Source organism: Wolbachia endosymbiont (group B) of Apotomis betuletana, from assembly GCF_947250475.1.
Taxonomy (GTDB): Bacteria; Pseudomonadota; Alphaproteobacteria; order Rickettsiales; family Anaplasmataceae; genus Wolbachia.
In genome coordinates this window covers 156,371-178,358 of record NZ_OX366320.1, presented here as the reverse complement: position 1 = coordinate 178,358, position 21,988 = coordinate 156,371, and the positions used below count along the sequence as shown (strand labels likewise).

22 protein-coding genes, 1 tRNA gene and 3 pseudogenes are annotated in these 21,988 nt (G+C 33.3%); 11 read left to right on the top strand and 15 right to left on the bottom strand.

The window, feature by feature from the left end:
* Positions 1 to 35 precede the first annotated feature (35 nt).
* Positions 36 to 746, top strand: a complete 711-nt coding sequence (locus OOK82_RS00850) for a class II aldolase/adducin family protein (RefSeq protein WP_139686912.1) — start codon at positions 36 to 38, stop codon at positions 744 to 746.
* A gap of 190 nt (positions 747 to 936) precedes the next feature.
* On the opposite strand, the pseudogene OOK82_RS00845 reads toward OOK82_RS00850, so the two are convergent.
* Positions 937 to 1,757 (bottom strand): annotated as a pseudogene (locus OOK82_RS00845) (IS630 family transposase).
* A 78-nt stretch (positions 1,758 to 1,835) separates the two neighbouring features.
* Positions 1,836 to 2,483, bottom strand: coding sequence for a heme exporter protein CcmB (locus tag OOK82_RS00840; protein ID WP_264686454.1), 648 nt, complete (start codon positions 2,481 to 2,483; stop codon positions 1,836 to 1,838).
* A gap of 108 nt (positions 2,484 to 2,591) precedes the next feature.
* On the opposite strand from OOK82_RS00840, the gene OOK82_RS00835 reads away from it, so the two are divergent.
* Complete coding sequence (locus OOK82_RS00835; protein ID WP_007302671.1) at positions 2,592 to 2,969, top strand: TraR/DksA family transcriptional regulator; 378 nt, start codon at positions 2,592 to 2,594, stop codon at positions 2,967 to 2,969.
* 136 nt (positions 2,970 to 3,105) lie between these two features.
* Positions 3,106 to 4,168, top strand: a pseudogene (locus tag OOK82_RS00830) (IS256 family transposase).
* Positions 4,169 to 4,326: 158 nt separating this feature from the next.
* Here OOK82_RS00830 and OOK82_RS00825 read toward each other — a convergent pair.
* From OOK82_RS00825 to secG, 4 genes are read right to left on the bottom strand one after another with little or no spacing between them, the layout of a single operon-like run.
* Positions 4,327 to 4,734: a nucleoside deaminase gene (locus tag OOK82_RS00825; RefSeq protein WP_010404879.1), complete on the bottom strand. Its 408-nt coding sequence runs from the start codon at positions 4,732 to 4,734 to the stop codon at positions 4,327 to 4,329.
* A 17-nt stretch (positions 4,735 to 4,751) separates the two neighbouring features.
* Positions 4,752 to 5,045 (bottom strand): hypothetical protein, encoded by a 294-nt coding sequence (locus OOK82_RS00820; protein ID WP_007302591.1) that lies wholly within the window; start codon positions 5,043 to 5,045, stop codon positions 4,752 to 4,754.
* Between the two features lie 39 nt (positions 5,046 to 5,084).
* On the bottom strand, positions 5,085 to 6,692 hold the full coding sequence (locus tag OOK82_RS00815) for a CTP synthase (RefSeq protein WP_264704282.1): 1,608 nt from the start codon (positions 6,690 to 6,692) through the stop codon (positions 5,085 to 5,087).
* The gene (gene secG, locus OOK82_RS00810; RefSeq protein ID WP_007302593.1) at positions 6,692 to 7,012 is read right to left on the bottom strand and encodes a preprotein translocase subunit SecG; all 321 of its coding nucleotides are present in this window, start codon (positions 7,010 to 7,012) and stop codon (positions 6,692 to 6,694) included. Before secG ends, OOK82_RS00815 begins: the two co-directional genes overlap by 1 nt.
* A 116-nt stretch (positions 7,013 to 7,128) precedes the next feature.
* Between secG and OOK82_RS00805 the strand changes: the two genes are divergently transcribed.
* Entirely contained in the window at positions 7,129 to 7,653 is a 525-nt protein-coding gene (locus tag OOK82_RS00805) for a gamma carbonic anhydrase family protein (RefSeq protein WP_010404888.1), read from the top strand.
* Here the strand turns inward: OOK82_RS00805 and OOK82_RS00800 are convergent.
* Both OOK82_RS00800 and OOK82_RS00795 read right to left on the bottom strand, forming a co-directional pair.
* Positions 7,643 to 8,668 (bottom strand): hypothetical protein, encoded by a 1,026-nt coding sequence (locus OOK82_RS00800; RefSeq protein ID WP_264704281.1) that lies wholly within the window; start codon positions 8,666 to 8,668, stop codon positions 7,643 to 7,645. The two genes, OOK82_RS00805 and OOK82_RS00800, sit on opposite strands and share 11 nt — an antisense overlap.
* A gap of 226 nt (positions 8,669 to 8,894) precedes the next feature.
* Positions 8,895 to 9,644, bottom strand: coding sequence for a hypothetical protein (locus tag OOK82_RS00795; RefSeq protein WP_010407202.1), 750 nt, complete (start codon positions 9,642 to 9,644; stop codon positions 8,895 to 8,897).
* Between the two features lie 213 nt (positions 9,645 to 9,857).
* On the opposite strand from OOK82_RS00795, the pseudogene OOK82_RS00790 reads away from it, so the two are divergent.
* A pseudogene (locus OOK82_RS00790) lies at positions 9,858 to 10,034 on the top strand (IS481 family transposase); the annotation flags it as partial.
* A 232-nt stretch (positions 10,035 to 10,266) separates the two neighbouring features.
* On the opposite strand, the gene glmS reads toward OOK82_RS00790, so the two are convergent.
* The 3 genes from glmS to OOK82_RS00775 all read right to left on the bottom strand — a co-directional run bounded on the left by glmS (position 10,267) and on the right by OOK82_RS00775 (position 12,707).
* Entirely contained in the window at positions 10,267 to 12,078 is a 1,812-nt protein-coding gene (gene glmS / locus OOK82_RS00785) for a glutamine--fructose-6-phosphate transaminase (isomerizing) (protein WP_264704280.1), read from the bottom strand.
* An 8-nt stretch (positions 12,079 to 12,086) separates the two neighbouring features.
* Positions 12,087 to 12,500: a preprotein translocase subunit YajC gene (gene yajC / locus OOK82_RS00780; protein ID WP_006012489.1), complete on the bottom strand. Its 414-nt coding sequence runs from the start codon at positions 12,498 to 12,500 to the stop codon at positions 12,087 to 12,089.
* A gap of 130 nt (positions 12,501 to 12,630) precedes the next feature.
* Positions 12,631 to 12,707: transfer RNA gene (locus OOK82_RS00775), tRNA-Asp, on the bottom strand.
* Positions 12,708 to 12,888: 181 nt separating this feature from the next.
* Here OOK82_RS00775 and rpsB point away from each other — a divergent pair.
* From rpsB to OOK82_RS00750, 5 genes are all read left to right on the top strand, one after another.
* Entirely contained in the window at positions 12,889 to 13,704 is an 816-nt protein-coding gene (gene rpsB, locus OOK82_RS00770) for a 30S ribosomal protein S2 (RefSeq protein ID WP_139686382.1), read from the top strand.
* The gene (tsf, locus tag OOK82_RS00765) at positions 13,701 to 14,546 is read left to right on the top strand and encodes a translation elongation factor Ts (protein WP_010407216.1); all 846 of its coding nucleotides are present in this window, start codon (positions 13,701 to 13,703) and stop codon (positions 14,544 to 14,546) included. The genes rpsB and tsf overlap by 4 nt, the downstream gene beginning before the upstream one ends.
* Entirely contained in the window at positions 14,530 to 15,273 is a 744-nt protein-coding gene (gene pyrH / locus OOK82_RS00760) for a UMP kinase (RefSeq protein ID WP_010407219.1), read from the top strand. The genes tsf and pyrH overlap by 17 nt, the downstream gene beginning before the upstream one ends.
* A gap of 7 nt (positions 15,274 to 15,280) precedes the next feature.
* On the top strand, positions 15,281 to 15,838 hold the full coding sequence (frr, locus tag OOK82_RS00755; RefSeq protein WP_017532537.1) for a ribosome recycling factor: 558 nt from the start codon (positions 15,281 to 15,283) through the stop codon (positions 15,836 to 15,838).
* A 193-nt stretch (positions 15,839 to 16,031) separates the two neighbouring features.
* Complete coding sequence (locus OOK82_RS00750) at positions 16,032 to 17,048, top strand: substrate-binding domain-containing protein (protein ID WP_010407224.1); 1,017 nt, start codon at positions 16,032 to 16,034, stop codon at positions 17,046 to 17,048.
* Between the two features lie 632 nt (positions 17,049 to 17,680).
* On the opposite strand, the gene pyrE is transcribed toward OOK82_RS00750, so the two are convergent.
* Complete coding sequence (pyrE, locus tag OOK82_RS00745; RefSeq protein WP_010402118.1) at positions 17,681 to 18,271, bottom strand: orotate phosphoribosyltransferase; 591 nt, start codon at positions 18,269 to 18,271, stop codon at positions 17,681 to 17,683.
* Positions 18,268 to 19,452 (bottom strand): dicarboxylate/amino acid:cation symporter, encoded by a 1,185-nt coding sequence (locus OOK82_RS00740; protein WP_010402120.1) that lies wholly within the window; start codon positions 19,450 to 19,452, stop codon positions 18,268 to 18,270. The genes pyrE and OOK82_RS00740 overlap by 4 nt, the downstream gene beginning before the upstream one ends.
* 118 nt (positions 19,453 to 19,570) lie before the next feature.
* On the opposite strand from OOK82_RS00740, the gene OOK82_RS00735 reads away from it, so the two are divergent.
* A complete protein-coding gene (locus OOK82_RS00735; protein ID WP_264704279.1) occupies positions 19,571 to 20,044 on the top strand; it encodes a hypothetical protein in 474 nt (157 codons plus the stop codon).
* Between the two features lie 82 nt (positions 20,045 to 20,126).
* Here OOK82_RS00735 and murB read toward each other — a convergent pair whose 3' ends face one another.
* On the bottom strand, positions 20,127 to 21,011 hold the full coding sequence (gene murB / locus OOK82_RS00730) for a UDP-N-acetylmuramate dehydrogenase (protein WP_012481841.1): 885 nt from the start codon (positions 21,009 to 21,011) through the stop codon (positions 20,127 to 20,129).
* On the bottom strand, positions 21,002 to 21,880 hold the full coding sequence (gene hemC, locus OOK82_RS00725; RefSeq protein WP_064085264.1) for a hydroxymethylbilane synthase: 879 nt from the start codon (positions 21,878 to 21,880) through the stop codon (positions 21,002 to 21,004). Before hemC ends, murB begins: the two co-directional genes overlap by 10 nt.
* Between the last annotated feature and the right edge of the window lie 108 nt (positions 21,881 to 21,988).

The following is a 21,988-nucleotide window of genomic DNA, read 5'->3' as shown; positions in this document are numbered from 1 at the left end:
ACGTATAAATCTTTAGAAAATTTTAGTCAAGAGCTATGTTATTAACAAATAGTGAGTTGAAAAGAGACCTAGTTAACGCCTATCAAATTTTATCTTATCTTAAATTAGATGATCATACGTATACTCATCTCTCTGTACGTTCTGAAGATAAAAAGTCATTTTATGTTTATCCGTTTGGTATACGTTTTTATGAAGTAGATGAAAGTTCATTGATGAAAGTATCGTTTGATGGGAATATAATTGAAGGCAAAGAATATCAATATAATAAAACTGGCTATGTAATCCATGGCTTCATTTATCAAGCAAGGAAAGATATTCAAGCAATTTTTCATCTACATACACCTTCTATTGTAGCAGTTTCTTCTCTCAAGGATGGATTACTCCCAATAAGTCAGTGGGCGCTGCACTTTTATAATAAGGTATCTTACCATGATTATAATTCCCTGGCACTTGATGATACAGAAGGAAAAAGATTAATAGCTGATTTGAAAGAAAATTTTGTGATGTTAATGCGCAATCATGGATCTATAACATGTGGTCAGACTATACAAGAAGCAATGTTTTATACGTATCACTTAGAACAAGCTTGTAAAACTCAATGCCTGACGCTAGCAATGAATAGGGAGTTGTCAATTCCAAGTGAAGAAATTTGCTCAAAAGCCGTAAAGGATCTTCTGTCTTTCGAAAGCAATCTTGGTGAGAGAGATTGGCACGCATGGGTTAGGTTGATTAAAGGTAAGTTATAAAAGTTTCTGACTCTTCGATAGATATTAGATTTCTTGCATAACCAGCCAGTCTGAAATCCAATAATGGTTTCACACGCTGTAACTCTTCAATTCATGTAAGAAGTCTAATGTCTCCATCTCTACTTAAGTTAACACCCTTAACTAAGCAGATACAAGTAAATATAGCCCTTCCCATAATAGTCCAAAAAGGTCATAAGAAAGAAGAATCGACAGCATGACGAAAAGATTTGAATAAAGGAATGTTTTTCCTGGTTCTGTTTTTTATAGCAAACCAATAATGTTCAATTTTGTTAAAATCTGGAGAATATGGAGGAAGATATAAAATTTCTGCACCAACTCCTTTAGCAAATCTTATTAGACTTATGAAAAGTAGCATTATCAAGGATAACAGTTTGTCCAGGTTCCAAAATCGGTGTCAGAAACTGCTCAAACCATTTATTAAAGATATCCATATTGCAGTGGCCTTCAAAGGTTAACGGAGCAATTATTTTTCTTCCACTTAAGGCTGCAACCATGCTAATTCGTTGAGTTTTCTTCCCAGATTTTAGGGCATAAAACCGCTGTCCTTTCTGGCAATAACCATAGGTTCAGTGTCCAGACTCATCTATATACACTAATTCTTTAGGTTCTTTTGTTGCTATAACCTTTGAAAATTGAGCTCGCTTTTCTTCATTTCTTTCTTTATATCTGTAGGTCTTTTTTTTCTTGTGAATCCTATATTTTTAAGTGCTCGATGAATTGTTTGTCTACTAATATTGCCCCAGCATCTCTGACTGAGTTTTGCCACCTTGCTCATTTGCAAATTCGGCAAATGCATTCCAGTCGGTAATTTTATGCCACGCTTCCAGGCTTTTTTGACTGAAAATCTCCCGTTTTCTCACGTCTTTTCTTCCACTCATATAAAGTTGTTTTTCCGATCTTAAATCTCTTGGCAACAGTTTCTCCACTCTCTCCTTCATCCAATGCTTCCATTACCTTTTTTCTTAAGTCATAACTATATGCTACTGGCATCCTTACCTTCCACTACTATCAATCCATATCTTACTCTTTTTGGACTATTATGAGAAGGGCTATAACTAGTAAGTTTTTTCAATCCTGCTCCACAGCAAATTTTAATGCTATGTGAGTAGTTATAGTGCTGTTAACAATTAAAATGACAAAAACTAAGATGGTGATTAGTAGTGTATAAATATTCAAGGATAAATTTTCAAATTGAGTTAGCAATTTGAAATATACAAAAGTTGGCATTATCATTGGCAAAACAAGAATTTGCGACACTCCTGATGCTAAGTTATTTCGACCAATCATCAATGCATTTCCAGTAGCTGAAATATTAATGATTATCAGCGTATTAAATAATAAAGACACTCCAACTGCTATTGAATGTTCAATATTATTGCCTAGAATTGCAAAGCTGAACATGAAAGAAATCACTGAAATCGGTAACCCAAATAACAACCAGTGAGCGAAGATTTTATAAGCAACTATCAGCCTAGAAGAGAGTGGCTGTAAAAAGATTTGCTCTAATATTCCATCATGATAATCAGATGTAAATAAATTATTTGTAGAGATCTGCAAAACAAATGTAGCACATATCCATGTTAATGTTAATATGACTTCTTGTTTACTGTTGTTTTCAAGTGTATATGAAGATAAACTTAACATTATAATAAAAATACATACTATATAAGCAAGATTATTATCATTTATTACTAATTTTTTTACCAAACTAATCATACCAGGATTTTAAATGTTTATTATAAATTATAGTGTTTACTTTGAGGGTAGTATAATTTTTTGTGTTTATAAGTTATATAAGTTTTAATATATTTTATTGATAATGCTATGGAAAAATTAATAAAAATAAAGTTACCGGAAGATTACGTTCCTTCAGAAAATGAAGAATATATGAACGTAAAACAACTGGAATACTTTAGCTTAAAGTTACAATCAATACTCTCTGAACTGGAGAAACAAGATCTAGAAGATAGTAGTATTTATTCTGATAGTGAAAATGGAGAATTAATTAAGCGCCGAAAAGATAGAAAAGAAAAAATTAAGGAGGCGTTGGAAAAAATAAAATTAGGCATTTATGGTTACTGCGATGGAACGGGAGAAGAAATAGGAGTCGAAAGACTTAAAGCTAATCCGCTTGCTATGTATTGTATTGAAGAACAAGAGAGAATAGAAAAAGAAAAGAACGTGTATAACATTAATGATTAGAACTTGTCGGGAGTGTTAAATAAACTGTGTCAAACCGAGAAGTAAAGTAATAAATTGATAAAAAAATGGAGGTTTGACAATGAGTCAAGCAAACACAACTACCGGTTTGGTAGACTATAAAGAATGAGAAACAAATATCTTATCATCTATACGAGAAGGAAGACCATTGACAGGAAGAGATGGAGCATTAACACCATTTATCAAAAAACTGCTAGAGGGAAGGCGAGATAGAAAACCATTTGTCGGCTGAAAGCGAAGAAAACAACCGAAGAAATTCAAAGACTTTACGGACAAGTATTTGAACTATTGACACCAAGAGATAGAGAAGGAAGTTTCGAGCCACAAGTAGTCAGAAAAAGGCAAACAACCGAACTTGAAGCAAAGGTTTTAAGTACATATGCCAGTGGCATGGGATATAGCATCGCATGTAGAAGAAATATAAAATATCTGCAGCAGAGATATCAAGTATTACTGACAAATTGTTACCGGTAATCAACGAATGGCGCAGTCGTCCGCTGCAATCTGTATATCCAATAGTGTTCATGGTTTTTTAAGGTCAAGGAGGACGGGCATTGTGTAAGCAAATGTATGTATAACATATTAGCAAAATGGCAGAAAAGAAGTTTTGGGTTTTTATTTGGCTGAAAGTGAAGTTCTGGTTGGGAGTACTAAATGACCTAAAGGAGAGAGGAGTAGATGATATTCTGATAGCTTGTGTTAAAAAGCTTTCCTACAGCTATAAATAGCGTATTTCCTAAAGCAGAAATGTATAGTACATCAGATAAGAAATTCACTGAAATATGTATCGAGCAAAAGTTTTCATGAATGATTTGAAAAAAACATATCAAGTAGAGAAATAGCCGAGAATTATTTACTTGAGCTAGAGGAAAAATGGGGAGAAAAATATACTTTAGTTTTGGGAGAATAATTGGGAAAATCTGTCTAGTTATTTTAAATATTCCGGCCCTGTAAGAAAGTTAATTTATACCACAAATCCTATTGAAGGGTTACATAGACAGATCAGAAAATTTACTAAAACTAAGGGCTCATTTACCAGCACAAATGCCTTGCATAAACAGGTATATTGTGCTATAAAGAAGGCAGGAGAGAAATGGACTATGCCTATACATGATTGGGCTTTAACTATCTCTCAACTTGATATCTTTTTTCCTGGTAGGTTAAAAATCGAGTTGAACTAAAAATGCGATTTGACACAGTTTATTTAACACTCCCTGCAACGGAGTTATCGTAATAACACCCCTTATGTACGTTGCATGAGCAAATTGGTCAAATATACGAAAGAGTTATAATACAGATTTTACTCAAAAAATATTGAAACAATCTCACACATCTTAAACTAAGTTCTCAATTTCTCAAAGAAATCTTTTAACAAAAGAGAACATTTTGTTTCTAATATTCCACCATAAACTTCAGGTATGTGGTTACAGAATTGAAATATTCTAGTGCCGTTTTCAACTCCTCCACCTTTGGGATTGTAAGCCCCGAAGTACAGACGTTTAATTTTTGCAAAAGAGATAGCTTGAGCGCACATCGGGCACGGCTCTAACGTTACGTACATTTCAGCTTCATAAAGCGTGGAAGTTGAAAATGCTTGTCTAATTGTTAACATTTCTGCATGTGCAGTTGGATCATTAGATATATTGTGTGCAGAGGAGATGATATTGTTTCCATTAACTATTACAGCACCTATTGGCACTTCGCCATCTTTCTGAGCAAGTTTTGCTTGCTCTATGGCAAGTTCCATGTATTGGTACTTAAACATTAGGTGCTTGGGTAAATATAATTTTCTTTTCTTGGCTTTTCTATTTTTTCTAGGTTATAGAATTCACTAAGGACTATTGTCCTTTTTACAAGGCTATCTATTTCTCGCTTTAAATATTTTTTTATTTCTTCTACCGATTTTAGTTCGTTTATAGCTACAACTACTTCTTCCATTATATCCTCTATAATTTGATCCTCCTCTAATTTATATATTATTTGTTCTACATGCCTATTCAATTCCTCGAAGGTCGCAGATCCATATGTAATGCTATCTTTACTATTTCTTAGTAACATTTTTTACCTCTCTATTAGAATAGAGTTTATTCAGTTCTATTAAACTCTATTGTCAATAGCTGCCTTAATAAATGATGTAAAGAGAGGATGAGGAGAAAATGGTCTTGATTGAAATTCTGGATGAAATTGCACACCAATAAACCATGAGTGATTTTTTAGCTCCACTGCCTCTATGCATGTTTTATCTTCTGATATACCACTGCATATCATTCCATTCTCTTCTAAGTTATTTTTATAATCTAAATTAACTATATATCTGTGTCTGTGTCTTTCTGAAATAGTGACACTACTATACACATTTGCCATTTTTGAATTTGGATTTACATTACACTTGTATGTTCCAAGTCTCATGGTTCCACCAAGATCAACGCTCTTACCATCAGCGAGCTTGATGATTGGGTGTTTGCAAGTATAAAATTCTTCAGAGTGTACATCTTCAAGCTTAATAACGTTACGAGCAAATTCAATCACTGCAAGCTGCATACCAAGACATATTCCTAAAAAAGGAATGTTATTTACACGGGCATAGTTTATTGCTAATATTTTACCTTCTATTCCGTTATCACCAAATCCTCCTGGAACAAGGACTGAATTAGAGCTTTGTAATTTTTCTCTGATAAACTTTGCATCTATAGATTTTCCATTCTCTTCTCTTGAGTTGACCCAATTTATCTTCACTCTAGCTTTATTACTAATTGCACCATGGTTTAATGCTTCAATCAGTGATTTATATGCGTCAGGAAATTCAGTATATTTTCCTACTATGGAAACGATAACTTCTTGTGTTGGATGTCTCATAGAGTGTACTATTTGGTCCCATTCAGGTAAGCTTGGTTTTGGCTTACTTAAGTGAAAGTGATCCAAAATTTGTGTCCCGAGCCCACATTGATTATACAAGGACGGTAACTCGTATATATGGTTTACATCAGGAGCAGGTATTACGTTAGATAAAGAAACATTGCAAAGATTGGCTATCTTTTCTTTTTGATTATCGGAAATTTCTTTTTCACTGCGACATAATATAATATCTGGTTGTAACCCCGCAGAGTTTAACTCTCGAACTGAATGCTGTGTCGGTTTTGTCTTTAATTCTTGTGCTGCAGTGAGATATGGTATTAAAGTTAAGTGAATAAGGATAACTTTTTGCTTTCCTAGTTTATAATTAACTTGGCGTATAGCTTCCAAAAACGGTTGGCTTTCAATATCACCTACGGTTCCGCCTATTTCGCATATTACAAAATCTAAATCTTCTGTACCATTAAAAATGAAAGATTTGATTAAATCTGTCACATGAGGAATGATTTGCACAGTTTTGCCTAGATAATCACCACACCTTTCCTTCTTTAATAATTTATTATATACTTTACCAGTTGTTATATTGTCGTCCTTGGTTGCTTTAATTTTAGTAAAACGCTCGTAATGTCCAAGGTCTAAATCAGTTTCAGCACCATCCTCAGTAACAAATACTTCCCCGTGCTGAGCTGGGCTCATTGTTCCAGGATCAATGTTGAGATATGGGTCAAGCTTTCTGATGCGAACATTGAATCCATGAGCTTGAAGAAGTGCTCCCACACTTGAAGCAACTAAACCCTTACCAAGTGATGAAACAACTCCACCTGTAACAAAGATAAACTTGGTTTCTTTCATTAATTTTCAAATGGAACAGAAGTTGATTGGCCTTCTTGCTTCTTTTCTGATATAATCTTCTCTGCAATTGATTTTTTATGTACATCTTTTGAACATAATCCTGATAGTAACAGTGTATTTATAATGAACAGCCCAGCAACTATAGAAGTTATTCTACTGAGTGGATTTTCAGAAGACTTTACCGGAATTATTGAATTCATTCCCTGTTGTGAATTACTAAAGCCACTTAATGAACTACTTCCAGGTGGCTGCAGGAGCACTAAAATTACCAATACAACAACTAATATTATTTGAAGTACACTAAGTACTGTTACTGACATTATAAATAGAGCTAAAAATAAAGATTTTAGGAGCATAAGGATCATAAGTCAAGAATATCTTTACCCGAGTAACTTGACTACTGGAACCCAAGTATGTATTAAACCTTATTTAAATTATGAGCTATCACATTTTAAAATACAAAGATTATGAACCAAAAATGGATGAAAGTTCTTTTATCGCAGATGGTGTGCGTATTATAGGTAACGTTGAAATAGGAAGGAATGCGAGTATCTGGTTTAATTGTGTGATCAGAGGAGATGTTGGATCAATCGAAATAGGTGATGAAACGAATATTCAAGATGGCACCGTAATTCATGTAGATAGAAATCCAGGCGGTGACACGATTATTGGTAGTATGGTGACGGTTGGACATTTTTGTGTGTTACATGCATGCACGATACATGATAAAGCATTTATTGGTATGGGCTCTGTTATAATGGATCATGCGATTGTCGAGTCTGAAGCTATGGTAGCTGCTGGTTCACTGGTGACACATGGAAAAGTGATAAAAAGTGGTGAAGTATGGGCTGGCAGGCCAGCACAATTCTTCAAAAAAATGTCAAATGAAGAAATAAAACATATTACACAATCTGCACAAAATTATATCATGCTGATGAAAGAATATAAGGCTATATGCTAGGTTGAGAAATCTTCAGCTCTGATGCACATTCTACGTTAACTACTTCAAAAGTTTCTTCAACTATATAATGCTTATCAATATAAGCTTCTTCAACTCTAGGAATATGCTGATTAATAAAACTACCTCTGACTAGAATATCCTTTATTGGCCAGTTTGTTTCTGTTGGAGTACCTGATAGCATAGCTGCATATTGTGCTTTTGCTGATTTTAGAGAAAAAGACATAATATTGTTTAAGTTAAGAAAGAAATTTACACGACTCCTGCAGTATTCAAGCGATTTGCCCACTGGATAATATGGTATTTCACCTACAACCTTTCTTATTAACCAATTGCACTCTTTGGTCAGTATGCTTGCTTCTTTTGGAACTTGTAGCGGTATTATAATATCATTGCTAATTCTATTTTCTTCTTGAGAAAAAAGTTCGGTGTAAGCTCCTTTTTTTCTGTGTTTCTCAAAATACTTAGGAAAATAAATATTGAGATATTCAGAGTGTAATTCTATTCGATTTTTCTGATCATTTTCTAAGATAAACGTATATTTATCACCATTTTGCTTAAGTTCGCATAACTTAAATTTACTAAGGTCAGAGTCTGGAAATGGCTTTTCAATTTCAAAAGCAAGTGTAAGAGTGTGCGTTGTGTGATCAAATTCATTTTTTTCTTGTAGACCATCTTGTAGACTATAGTACTTATTTTTTTCATACTCTTTTCCTTCTATGTTAGCACTCACTTCCTCTTCATCCAAATTTTCAATAGCATCAAAAAATTCTTCTTCATCCAGATCTCTTTCTTTTTCACCTGGCTCTTGTTCTTTCAGAGAATCATACCATACATCCTCTTCATTAACTTTCGCCTCTATTGTATTTTCTACACTTATTTTTCTTGTATGATCATTTCCATTGCTAGCAGTTGTTTGATAATGTGTATCGTTAGTTTGAAAAAAGCTCTTTACTTTTGATATTAAGCTAATCCATGAAAGTCTGACTTGATTAAGTAGCAATTTAAAACTCTTCATTGTTTTACCCAACCTAATTACTAAAAATTGTAACAGAATAAATTAAATATGTCAATAAGATACACAAATTGTACTAACTGGGAATTAGTGGCAGCACTTAACATCTGTGTAAATTTTGACATAGGCGTTTTCTGCATTTTAACCAAATCAGTAAGGAGAACACCATTGATATTCTCCTTTTAGAAGCAACTTGAATAAAACTGATAAAGTTTGAATTAAAGTGTGATTAGGAAAGTGAGTGATGAGAACTCTTTATTTGGACTTCTTTTGATTCATCTATTTTAGTATTAGGTCTTAGTGCTGCATATGTAGCACCACCAGCTACGAGTGCAGATGATGTAGCTATGCCAATTATTGCTAACATACTTAGTCTAGTTGTATGTTCAAGTATAGTACTTGCTACCAGCCCAACAGCAAGACCAACACCAATAACAGCAGTGTACAACATTCTAGGATTATTTGAATTAGGCATATAGCTCACTAACTCTCTGCAACACTTTTCTGATTCTTTCTTTATGTCCTCGAGCTTATTTAGATCTTCTTCTTCTATTTTAGCATTTAATTCTAGTTTCTTACATAATTCTTGCATTTCTTTTACTTGTTTTTCTAATTTTTTTAAAAAATTTATTATTTTTGTTCCTTGTAATTTTATTATTGTTTCCTTAAGTAGTAACGTTGATATTGGCATTGCTATTTCTTCTATCTCTTTTTCTGTTTTCCTTTCCAATTCCACTACTTTTTCTATTCCTTCGTCTGATATTTCAGTGTCTTTTTTTAGTTCTATTTCAAACTTTCTTTTTTTTAACTCTGATTTTGCTTCTTGTAACGATTCTAATGCATTCCATAGCTTTTCACCAGAATTCCGACTCCGTTTTGGTGACATTTGTTGACTACTTTTGGACTTTTTTGGTGACATAAGCTGAAATTTAATTTCTTTGAGCTTTCTTGCGCTTTCACCTGCATTTACTTTAGCCATAATAAACCTCGCATATTAAATAATGCTATTACATAATATCTTTAAAGCTCAAGGTCAAATAGTATCTTTACATAATATAAATCATAAACAGAAAATTTTAGTGTAAATTGCCATATTTACTTTGTGCTACGGTTTGAGATAGAATAACAACTTGCTTCAAATATGGAAAGGCAGTACAACTCTATAATCAAGTTACTGAACTCTCATTTACTCCTCTTTTTTTGTAAAACAATCTACAATTCATTAGAAGATCTTCAGATAGACGTTGATCATTGGTTGTGTTTTTACAATGAGACAAGACCTCATTCTAGTAAATATTGTTATGGCAATGTAGACTTTCCTGAATAGAAAACATATTGCTTTTAGAAAAATATTAGTAGCATTACATAAGAGACTGATATTAGTTTTCAATTTTTCTGTTAGTTAATTCTTGCTTGCTAGGTTAAGTTGTGTCTAGTAACCATAATGGCAAATCTTGTTAATTTGAGGCGTGGATTTTAGCCTCTCTCATCCTTACATTAGTTACATATTCTTTCGCAGAGGGCTAATGAATTTATTAGTAAAATTCAGTAATTTATAACTGATAATTAGAGCTGTTAATTAGCAACTCACTTTAAATAAGTTACTCAACTGTGACAGATTTAGCTAAATTTCTCGGACAATCTACATCTAACCCTTTTTTTTCTGCAATAGAATAAGCAAGAAATTGCATAGCAACACTGTAGATAATTGGAGAAACAAAATTGTCAACTTCTGGAAGTTGCACCACATCTATGCAAATTCCCTTTAAGAGCGGTACTCCTTGCTTATCACTAAAGGCAATTACTTTACCTTTTCTTGCAATAATCTCTTGTATATTGGATAGCGTTTTAAAGAATAAATTATCGTAAGGAATAATTGCGATAACAAGTACAGTAGAGTCTATCAAAGCGATAGAACCGTGCTTCATTTCTCCCGCTGCAATACCAATTGTGTTGATATATGAAAGCTCTTTTATCTTCAATGCACCTTCCATTGCAACTCCATATGAGCTTCCTCTCCCAATTATAATTATATTATTGTGCTCTAATATACTGCCTGATATATGTTGTATTTCCATCACATTCAAAACATGCTCTACATGTTCGGGAATGGAATTAATAGCACCGCTTAGTTCCTTTATCCTCTCTCTACCCAGTATACCTTTTATTTTTCCAAGCTCTACAGCAAAGCATGCTAAAATTGCAAGCTGCGTAGAAAAGGTTTTTGTCGAAGCAACACCAATCTCAGGTCCAGCAAGAGTATGCAATACAATATCTGAGGCTTTTTCTATGCTGCTATTAAATGTATTAATTATGCTAATGATCATTTGTTTCTGCAATCTCGCATAACGTAGTGCTTCCATAGTATCTGCAGTTTCACCAGATTGAGAAATGAATAAGCCAATACTACCTTCTTCGAGCTTGACGCTGCTATACCTAAATTCTGACGAGATTTCTAGATATACCCGAATTTGAGCAATACTTTCCAGCCAACACTTTGCTATTAGTCCAGCAAAATAGGATGAACCGCATCCAACTATAGTAATGTAACCTAGTTCAGAAAATAATTCTTTGTTGATTTCTTTATATTGTTTATAAAATTGATTTATTGTTTTGTTTAATGCATACGGTTGCTCAAAAATTTCTTTTAGCATAAAGCTAGGGTAACCATTTTTACTAATTAGAAAATTTCTTGGACTGCTATTTTCTGTTCTGCGTTTAACTTGTATACCATTATTATATATACTGAATTCGTTAGATTTTATTACTGCAATATCATTATCTTCTAAATGCAATATTTTTTCTACAAATGAATTCAAAGTATTAGTATCAGAAGCAGCAAACACTTTATTACAGTTATATCCTATTGCTAAAGGCAAATTTCTTTTTGCAACAAATAAAGTATCTGGATATTCTGCAAATAATAAAGCCAAAGCAAGTGAACCTTGTAAATTGTTTAGACACTGTAATATAGAATCAACTGGTGATAACCCTTCATCAAGATATGAAGTTAATATGTTTGGTATCACTTCTGTATCAGTATCGGTGTGGAAAGATACTCCCTTTTCCTCCAGATCCTTTTTTAATATATTGTAATTTTCAATTATGCCATTATGAGCAACAACAACATTATTTATATAAATGGGATGAGCATTTTTAAGATTTGGAGCTCCATGTGTAGCCCAACGAGTATGTGCTATACCAACTTTGCTACTAGATATCTTGCTCTCATGAACAACTTCACACAATCTTTCAACTTTACCTTCTGATTTTTTTACTTCTATCTTACCTCTATTATTTATAATTGCTATACCTGAAGAGTCATAACCTCTGTATTCCAATTTTTGCAACGCGGTTAGTAAAGTTGGTATTACTGAATCACCGCTACTTACTATACCTAATATTCCACACACTTCTTAAATTATGAAGCATTTTTGTCTTTTTTACTTTCCTCTAGTTTATTTTTCTTGCCATTCTTTTCAACTTTGCTTTTTTCAATAGATTTAGCTACTGGCTTTTGAATTTCTTTATTTAAGATTTCAGATATAGCAGACTTTAGGATTTTTATTTCAATTTTTGGTGCTATTTCTAGTATTAGTTGTGCATTTACTTCGTCAACTTTGTTTACTTCACCTATTATTCCACTAGAAGTAATAACCGTATCACCACGTTTTATTTGATCTATCATCCTTCTATGTTCTTTTAGTTTTTTGTGATTGGGGCGAATAATGAGAAAATAAAATACTACAAATATTAAAATGAGTGGAATAAAGCTAGCAACAGATGCTGATACATTGTTAGTCGCATCTGCCGCAAAAACCTCAGAAATGAACATATTTAATCCCAATTATTAATGATAAAATTAAATAGATTAAGCAGCAATTACAATATCATGTCAAGTCTCTGAAAGAAATTAATTCAAATTAATAAGAAAGTTAAAGAATTTTAAGATGTTTCTGCTGTAATGGCGGGAGTGATGAGACTTGAACTCACGACCTCATGCGTGACAGGCATGCGCTCTAACCAACTGAGCTACACCCCCCATTGCTTTTTAACGTTTGCAACCTTAAAGCTAATCAACGTGTTGCCACTTGTCAATATTTTTTGTTTGCGCTTTTTTGTCTTTTTTATTACTATGTAAATAACTTAATTTCACACATGGCTTATGCAAGTAGTCCCGTTAGGGTTATGCCATGGAGGATAAACTATTTGGAGGAGTAAATATGACAAATTTGCCTAAAGTCACTATACGTGATTTAGCTGAATCTGGTGTGCATTTTGGCCATAAAGTTAGTCGCTGGAATGCGAAAATGGCCCCATATATATATGGTATACATCAAGAGAATCGTATACACATAATAGACTTACGAAAAACATTACCATTGTTAGAGGCGGCGATGAAAGCTTTATACGATGTTGCATCTCAAGATGGTCGCATTTTATTTGTTGGTACAAAATTTCAAGCTTTAGATATTGTTGCAAGTGAAGCAGTTCGTTGTGGTCAGTATTATGTAAATGATCGATGGCTTGGTGGTATGCTTACTAATTGGAACACTGTTTCTTCTTCGATAAAAACTTTGATACAATATGAGAAAATATCCAATGATGAAGATAGCATCTTAACAAAAAAAGAATTAGGAAACATTGAAAAGAAAAGAAAAAAGCTTGATAAAGAATTGGGTGGAATTAGAGAAATGGGAGCAGTTCCTGATATTTTATTTATTATTGATACTAACAAAGAGCATATAGCGGTTAAAGAGGCCAAAAAACTGGGTATTCCTGTAGTTGGAGTACTTGATACCAATTCTGACCCAGATGGTATTGCCTATCCTATACCAGGAAATGATGATTCAAGAAAATCAATAGAGCTCTATTGTAAATTAGTTGCTGATTCTATATTAGCTGGAATAGAGTCTAGTTTGACAAGGTCTAGAGTTAAGGATGATGAGCTTATTCAAGAAAAAGAAGAGGATATTGTGCAAACTAAAAAGAAGCGTATTAAGGTTGAAACAGAAAAGGAGGTAATAGTAAGTAAATGAAGATGGATTCAAGTAGTATAAGGGAATTACGCGATAGAACAGGGCTTGGCTTAAGCGATTGTAAGAAAGCGTTAGAAGAGTGTGATGGTGATATTAAGAAAGCCGTTGATAGGTTGCGTACAATAGGATTTGCTAAAGCTGACAAAAAGTCTGATAGAGTAGCTTCGGACGGGCTTATTGCTATGTGCTTGGCTAAAAATTATGGTGTATTGGTTAAAGTCAATTGTGAAACTGATTTTGTTGCTAGAAATGAGAAGTTCATAGCATTAGTTTCAAATTTAGCATCAATTGCTTGTCAAGAACGTTGTACTAGTCTTGATGAGTTAAAAAATGCAAAATATGAAGATGTTGGTACAGTGCAGGAAGCTATTATGAGTGATACATCGGTTCTTGGTGAGAAGTTAGAGTTAAGCAATCTTTGCTACCTAGAGACTAAAGATGGGATTATTTCTGGATACGTACATGGTGATATGCCTGGCTTAGGTAAGATTGGTGCTTTAGTAGCATTGCAGTCATCTGGTGATAAAAAAGAGATTGGAAAGCAAATAGCTATGCATGTAGTTGCTATGAAACCTGAAGCTTTATCTATAAATGATTTAGATCAAGAAAAATTAAAAAATGAGCGTTCTATAATCGAGGAGCAAGTAAAGAGCTTAAATAAACCTGAAGAGGTAGCGAAAAAAATAGTAGATGGACGAATGGCTAAATACTATGAAGAAGTTGTTCTGCTAGAGCAGAAGTTTATAAAAGATGATAAAATGAAGATTGCTGATTTTATAGAATCAAGTGCTGTTAAATTAGCTAATTATAAGTTACTTACTTTGGATGGTGCAAATAAGTAACAAAACTTCAGAAGTAAAGTACCCCAGAGTGTTATTCAAAATCTCTGGGGAGGCTTTGATGGGATCAAAGCTATTTGGCCATGATATGGAAGTTATAGATAAACTATCCAAAGACATAGTTGAAGTTTGTAATCTCGGAGTTCAAGTTTGTATTGTTGTTGGTGGTGGGAATATTTTTCGTGGTGCATCAGCATCTTTAAGTGGCTGTGAAAGAGCAAGCAGTGATTATATTGGAATGCTTGGTACTGTCATTAATGCTTTAATTTTGCAAAATTTTTTAGAAAAAAGCTCTATAGTCTCTAGGGTGTTGTCTGCTATACCCATGACTACTATATGTGAGCCTTATATAAGAAGGAAGGCTATTCATCATTTAGAGAAAGGTAGAGTGGTCATTTTTGCAGCAGGCACAGGTAACCCATTTTTTACTACAGATACAGCTGCAGCTTTACGTGCTGTTGAAATGAATTGTGATGTTATTTTAAAAGGTACTCAAGTAAGTGGTGTATATTCTGCCGATCCAAAAAAAAATGAGAATGCTGTGATGTATGATAGGCTTTCTTATACAGATCTGCTAACTCGTGATTTAAAAGTTATGGATGCATCAGCAATTTCACTTGCTCGTGAGAATTCTATCCCAATTGTAGTTTTTTCTTTAAAAAGAGAAAAAATGGTTGATATTATTAAGGGTCAAGGCACTTATACTATAGTTTCAGATTGTAAACATTAGGTAATTTATGTTAAACGAAATAAAAGCTAAAACAAAAGAAAGAATGCTAAAAACTATTCAGTCTTTTCACGATGATATGAAAGGTGTACGTACTGGTAGAGCTAACGCATCATTACTTGATGGTATAGTTGTAAATATCTATGGTGGACATCAAAAACTGAACCAAGTTGCAGGCGTTTCAGCTATAGATAACAAAACTCTATCAGTTAAAGTTTGGGATGCTACTGTTATCGGTGAAGTAAAAAATGCGATAATCAATGCTAACCTGAATTTAAATCCTGTTGTTGAAGGAAATACTATACGTATAGTTCTTCCAGACTTAACACAAGAAACTCGTGAAAAATTAGTGAAATTATTGCATCAATTTTCTGAAAATGCACGAGTTGCAATTAGAAATATACGCAGAGATGTTATGGAAGAAATAGAGGAAATGAAGAAAAATAAGGAAATCTCAGAAGATGATTTTCATGTTGCCAAAAAGGAAATACAAAACATTACTGATGATAATGTAAAAAAAGTCGATGATGACTTATCTATTAAAGAAAAGGATATATTGCATCATTAAGTTAATATGAAAGAATTTTTCAGTATTGAAAAACATAAGAGGATTCGATATAGATACAGTTGTATGAATGCTGTGATTCAGATCTCATCATTACACACACATTTGATCGTTATACCTTTTGAAATCTAGAAAAAAAGCTTTTCAGTTTGATTTTTTATTACGATAATTAAGTTTACACTCTTGAGCGAAAACGATGCTGAAACGCCTTTTCCTTATTTTTGCATTTGTATTACTCATCCCACTGTCAAATGTTGATGCCAGAAGATATATCAGAATTGTTGGATCTTCAACTGTTTTTCCTTTTATCTCATTTATATCTGAAGAATTCAGCCGTATATTTTCCTTTAAAACTCCAGTTGTAGAATCGATAGGAAGTGGATCAGGGTTCAAAATGTTTTGTTCAGGAATAGGGGAAGGCACACCAGATATCACTACTTCATCTCGCCCTATGAAGGAAGTAGAGAGAGAATTATGTAAAAGAAATAAAGTGAATGAAGTAATAGAGATCATAATTGGCTATGATGGAATTGTTATTGCAAATTCAAATCAAAGCCATAGATTTGATTTTACAAAAAATGACCTGTTTGAAACTTTATCTTCATATTCTGAAGACAATGATAGATTAGTAAAGAATAACAAGAAATTTTGGTCTGATGTAAATCAAGCTCTACCAAAAACAGAAATTAAAATCTATGGCCCACATCAAAATACAGGTACACATGAAACTTTGATTAATTTTATTATGCTTGATCAATATTCATGTATGAACTCAAGGATTTTCAAAGAGAATTATCAAGACCAAGAAAAAAGAAAGAAAGCATGTAGTAATATCAGAGATGATGGAAGATATATAGAAGTTGGAATTAATGAAAACATAATAATACAAAAATTGAAGAGCAATAAAAATGCTTTAGGAATATTTAGCTTCAGCTTTTTAGCGAAAAACCAAGATGAGATTCAAGGAAGCACAATCGCAGGAATTGAGCCAACTTATAAAAATATATCATCGGGGGAGTATATGTTAGCAAGGCCTTTATATCTTTATATAAAGAAAGAACACTTAGATACTGTTGATGGATTAAGGGAATTCATTAGAGAAGTTATAGACTCTATTAGTACTGAAGGTGGATATTTATCTAGGCTTGGCTTAATTCCACTTTCAAGCGAAAATATGAAAAAAGTCTTGGAAAAGGTTCGTGATATAATATGATGACTTTGATATTTTTTTATTGGAAGTGTTAAATAAACCATACGCGTCAAGTTAAGGAAATATCGTGAAATATAGCAACATTTGAGATGGGCATTTTATTTGTTACATTTATTTTTTTAGGGAGTTCTTATCTAGAAGAAGATGATTTTTTCAGAAGAACCTATAAATTAATAACTTTATTACTTAATATATAAAATAGTTTTTTTTCGTTTCCTTTCTTCCTTATACCACTTTTCCTTAACTTGACGCGTATGGTTTATTTAACACTCCCTTCCTTTCTGGATTACAGCGTCACGCGCTGGAATGACACCTATTTGTTTTAGTAGTTCCTTTCCTGTCATTCAAGTAGCCTTTTCTTGTCATTCCAGTGCCCAGACACTGGTGCTCACAAGCAAACTAATCATAGGAGGTATTATAATAAAAACAACGTTTTCAATGAAACTACATAAAGCAAGTGTCACGAACCGGAATGACACCTATTATTGTTTTTACTTTATATCTTTATTTGTCTATCTTATTTTGCCATTCTGTTGAACGAATACAGGAAAATAAACTGTAATATCTAACTTTGATGCAAAAAGATTAACATATAACACGTAAAAGTTACTGAATCACTTTAGCCATATATAGAATTATTTTGTTAAATATTCTCTACTCCCAGGTTTCATTATAGGTAATTGTTTTAATTCACTTGGCAGTTCTTCCTCGCTATAGTTTTTGATATTTAGTTCAATCAAAGATATTACAGGAAAGGGCAGTTTTGTTTCACTATTTCTCTTGATCAAAGAAGCTCCAGCAACAACTTTACCTCCCTTCTCTTCTGCACATTTTACTGCTTCAAGTGAAGATTTACCTGTGGTAATCACATCTTCAATTAGTAAGATTTTCTCACCTTGTTTAATCTCAAATCCACGGCGTAATTCAAATTTACCATTAACACGTTCGCAAAATATTGTTCGGATTCCAAGCTGTCTACCAATCTCATAACCCACGATTATTCCACCAATCGCAGGAGATAGTATTAAATCTATGGGTTCAATAAGCTCTTTTCTTATTTTATTCGCCAATAGCTCACAAACGTTCATTGCTCTGCTTGGATTTTCAAAAATTTTAGCGCATTGTATGTAAGTGTTGCTGTGCAGCCCTGACGAGAGTACAAAATGTCCGTGCAAAATCGCACCAGCCTCTTCAAATTCTTTTATTATTGTATTATCTAATATCATTCTTGAGTTTGAAATTCTTTATTAATTATCTGCGTTATACAGATATCAGACCACACATTTATTGCAGTTTCAAACATATCAATGATTGTATAAATAGGCAAAATCAATCCCATAATGTACAAAGGAACATTCATTGATACCAAATAACTAGTTGCCATAAAATAGCACCCCATCGGCACTCCAGCGTTACCAATTGCAGCTCCTGTAGCTAAAAAAATCCATATGAACATCTCACTTAAGGAAAATGTGTGCCCATTCATCTCTGCAACAAACATCACTGTGATTAAAATAAATGCAGCACACGCATTCATATTGACTGTTGTGCATATTGGTAGAATAAAAGATGACAATTTCTTTGGTACCTTTAGCTGATTTTGCACACATTCTATAGTTGTAGGCAGCGTTGCACTAGATGATTTAGAAAAAAACGCAAGTGTAAGTGCTGGCATAACACCTTTCATCGTTTGAATTGGTGATATACCTTTATACCACATGAGTAGTGGCAAAATCACAAATGCTTGCACGAAATTTGCAGACATTATGCAAGCAAAATACCAAAAAAGACTATGGAATTCGCTGCCACCTTTTAACTCGTATAAAAAACATGTGATAAAAGACCATACAGCAAGAGGAATAAACTTTAATAACCCTTGAGCAATTCTAAGAAGTGTATCAAATAGTGCAGAAAATATTTGGTGTAATATATCTTGTTTTTCTTTTGAGAGCGAAATAATAGCTCCACCCATCAAAAAAGCAATCAATATGCTACCAATAACATTATTTTCAAGAAAAACTTGCACAAAATTCGAAGGAATGAGTGATTTTAAGTATGAAAAGTAATTGTGGTTGCTGTCACTCACACTTTCTATTGTGTTACTTATGAAATTTTTTCTTACTGGATCTATGAATAAATAGAAAGATAGCGCAACAAATGCAGCTATAATGGTTGTAAGCAGCGTATAAAACAGCGTCTTCTTAAGTAATACTTTAATTTCAATTGAGTCTTTAAGCCCTGAAATTGTGGACACTATAGATAGAAAAACTAAAGGTAAGCTAATCAATTTCAACAGACTGATGAATATATCGCTAAATAGCTTTGCTATTTCAAATATTACTTCATTGTTTAAATAGTAAGCAATTACCGCAAACAGTATAGAAAAGAGTATTGCAAGTTTGCGCATTGAAAATAAAACCTCAAAATGATATTATACAATAATTTTTGAAATTAGGTTAAGATAACTTTACAGGTTAAGTAAAGATGAGTAACATTTTATTATTAATTAAGTGTTAAGGAGGGGTATGGATAAAAAAACTAAAGAAGAGTTAATCCTTGTTGGAATATTAATGGGAATGAATATTTCAATAGGAGTGCTTGTAGGTCTTGGTCCAAGTTTCGCAATTTTATCACCTTCCATTATAGGTGGAATTATTGCTGCTGTTTCTACAATATTATCTATCGCATACCTTACATATTGTGATTATAAGGAAGATAAAGTAAATCGAGAATGCATTTTCCCTATATTTTGTATGGGCGTTACTAGCACTGCAATCGGGATTGGTCTTGGTGCAGCTATAGGTGCTATTTTTCCTGGTGTAATGTTAAATACAGGATCAGCAGTTTTGATGGGTGCGACAATAGGAATTATTGCCCCAATTACAGGCCTTATTGTTGTAAATATGATTGTAGAACCTATGATTAAGAAAATAAATCACTACATTATAGAGCCGGTAATTGAAAAAATAAAAGAATGCTTTTCTTCAAAGGAAGCATAAATTATCCTCGCAAAATAGTGTACCTTGGACTTAAATTGAAGTGTACTCAATTGAAATAGGTCATATTAGAGAAGGTTAGAAGTTACCTACCCAAAACCCTTATCTCCCACTCAAGTTCAATGTTAAATTTATCTTTTACTGCATCTTTTACTCTGTTGCCAAGGTTTTCTAAGTCAAGTGCAGTTGCATTATTGTAATTGAGTAGAAAATTACAATGTTTCTTAGAAATTTTAGCTACACCATTATCTAATCCTCGGCAGCCAGATTCATCAATCAGTTTCCATGCCTTGCAGCCTATTGGATTTTTGAATATACAACCAGCAGTTTTTCCTCTTACTGGTTGACTTTTATTTTTTTTATCAATAACTTCTTTCAATCTTTGCAATATAAGCTCATACTCTGAACTTACTCCTTTAAATTCAGCTTCAATAAAAATCCACCTGCCTTTTAGACTATGTCCACGATAAAAATATCCCATTTCTTCGCTGGAGAATTCATATAAATTTCCATCTTCTAGATTCACTGCCCTTATAAATTTTACAACACTCGCAATATCACTACCATATGCACCTGCATTCATTTCTATTCCACCGCCAACTGTTCCTGGAATTCCAGCAAGAAACTCAAGCCCACTAATTTGCTGTTCCCCTGCAAAGTAGGCAAGGTTACTAAGCAGTGCAGCACCACCTGCAACTATGGAGCTATTATCTTTACATTTAATATACGCAAATTCCTTACCTAATTTCACCGTTATTCCTCGAATGCCACTATCTCGAATTATTATGTTGGATGTTGCACCGATAACGCTAATTGGTAACTCCGCATCTTTTATCAAGCACATTAGATCTTCAATGTCACGTGGCTTAAATAGTACATCAGCTTGGCCACCAACATTTAACCAAGTCATTTTAGACATTGAAACATTATAACGGTAGATTCCACATACTTTAGGTAAGCTTATAAGCATTTTGATTTTAACTCTAATCCTGCATCCATACCCATTTTTTCTGCATCTTCTACAAACGAAGTGCGTTCAGTAAAGTATATAACTCTCTCGCCCGCTAACATACAATAAAGATGTAGCATGTTTTCACTCACATATTCTGCTAAAGCTGCAAGCGGTGTAAAGCATGAACCATTTACTGTCTTCATGAAACTGCGCTCTGATTTTGCCCTTATAAAAGACATATTATTATTAATTTTCTCTAAAAGATCGATAACTTTTATATCATTCTTTCGGCATTGAATGCAAATTGCCCCCTGCCCTACTGCGCTTAACATGACTTTTGGTGGCAATACCTCTGTAATTAAGTGATATTTTTTTAATCTTATCAGCCCTGCTTCAGCTAAAATCATTCCATCAAAATTCTGATTTTGCAGTCTAGTTGTCACATTTCCACGCAGTGTCACTACATTTAAGTCTGGCCTGAGATTTAACAGCTGAACTTTTCTTCTTATTGAAGAAGTTGCAATTGTAGCCTGCTGTGGCAAAGTTTTTAGGCTCTTATATTTATGAGAAATAAATACATCACATGGACTTATCCTCTCTAAAACACAAGGAATTGTTAAGTCCTTCGAGAAAAACGCAGGTACATCTTTTAGCGAATGAACCGCCATATCTATATTATTTTTGAGTAATTCAGCCTCAATCTCCCTGAGGAACAGTCCTTTACCTCCTATTTCAGCAAGGGTTACATTAGCATATTTATCACCAGAAGTTTTGATTTTAATGATCTCAACGGATAGATTAGGAAAAGACTCTAATAATCTTTGTTTTGCTTCCAAAGCTTGGATGATCGCAAGGTCGCTTCCTCTCGTACCTATTTTAACTAGCATATATCCTTCATATTATATGTCTATATTCTATGTCCATTTTTTATTATCTCCAGTTTAGTTATTGAATACTTTATAATTAGTGCATAGTATCACGAACATTTAGTAATC

Coding starts and splice junctions, on each gene's coding strand:
- OOK82_RS00850 (WP_139686912.1), top strand. CDS start 36: ATGTTATTAACAAATAGTGAGTTGAAAAGAGACCTAGTTAACGCCTAT.
- OOK82_RS00840 (WP_264686454.1), bottom strand. CDS start 2,483: ATGATTAGTTTGGTAAAAAAATTAGTAATAAATGATAATAATCTTGCT.
- OOK82_RS00835 (WP_007302671.1), top strand. CDS start 2,592: ATGGAAAAATTAATAAAAATAAAGTTACCGGAAGATTACGTTCCTTCA.
- OOK82_RS00825 (WP_010404879.1), bottom strand. CDS start 4,734: ATGGAACTTGCCATAGAGCAAGCAAAACTTGCTCAGAAAGATGGCGAA.
- OOK82_RS00820 (WP_007302591.1), bottom strand. CDS start 5,045: ATGTTACTAAGAAATAGTAAAGATAGCATTACATATGGATCTGCGACC.
- OOK82_RS00815 (WP_264704282.1), bottom strand. CDS start 6,692: ATGAAAGAAACCAAGTTTATCTTTGTTACAGGTGGAGTTGTTTCATCA.
- secG (WP_007302593.1), bottom strand. CDS start 7,012: ATGTCAGTAACAGTACTTAGTGTACTTCAAATAATATTAGTTGTTGTA.
- OOK82_RS00805 (WP_010404888.1), top strand. CDS start 7,129: ATGAGCTATCACATTTTAAAATACAAAGATTATGAACCAAAAATGGAT.
- OOK82_RS00800 (WP_264704281.1), bottom strand. CDS start 8,668: ATGAAGAGTTTTAAATTGCTACTTAATCAAGTCAGACTTTCATGGATT.
- OOK82_RS00795 (WP_010407202.1), bottom strand. CDS start 9,644: ATGGCTAAAGTAAATGCAGGTGAAAGCGCAAGAAAGCTCAAAGAAATT.
- yajC (WP_006012489.1), bottom strand. CDS start 12,500: ATGTTCATTTCTGAGGTTTTTGCGGCAGATGCGACTAACAATGTATCA.
- rpsB (WP_139686382.1), top strand. CDS start 12,889: ATGACAAATTTGCCTAAAGTCACTATACGTGATTTAGCTGAATCTGGT.
- tsf (WP_010407216.1), top strand. CDS start 13,701: ATGAAGATGGATTCAAGTAGTATAAGGGAATTACGCGATAGAACAGGG.
- pyrH (WP_010407219.1), top strand. CDS start 14,530: ATGGTGCAAATAAGTAACAAAACTTCAGAAGTAAAGTACCCCAGAGTG.
- frr (WP_017532537.1), top strand. CDS start 15,281: ATGTTAAACGAAATAAAAGCTAAAACAAAAGAAAGAATGCTAAAAACT.
- OOK82_RS00750 (WP_010407224.1), top strand. CDS start 16,032: ATGCTGAAACGCCTTTTCCTTATTTTTGCATTTGTATTACTCATCCCA.
- pyrE (WP_010402118.1), bottom strand. CDS start 18,271: ATGATATTAGATAATACAATAATAAAAGAATTTGAAGAGGCTGGTGCG.
- OOK82_RS00740 (WP_010402120.1), bottom strand. CDS start 19,452: ATGCGCAAACTTGCAATACTCTTTTCTATACTGTTTGCGGTAATTGCT.
- OOK82_RS00735 (WP_264704279.1), top strand. CDS start 19,571: ATGGATAAAAAAACTAAAGAAGAGTTAATCCTTGTTGGAATATTAATG.
- murB (WP_012481841.1), bottom strand. CDS start 21,011: ATGCTTATAAGCTTACCTAAAGTATGTGGAATCTACCGTTATAATGTT.
- hemC (WP_064085264.1), bottom strand. CDS start 21,880: ATGCTAGTTAAAATAGGTACGAGAGGAAGCGACCTTGCGATCATCCAA.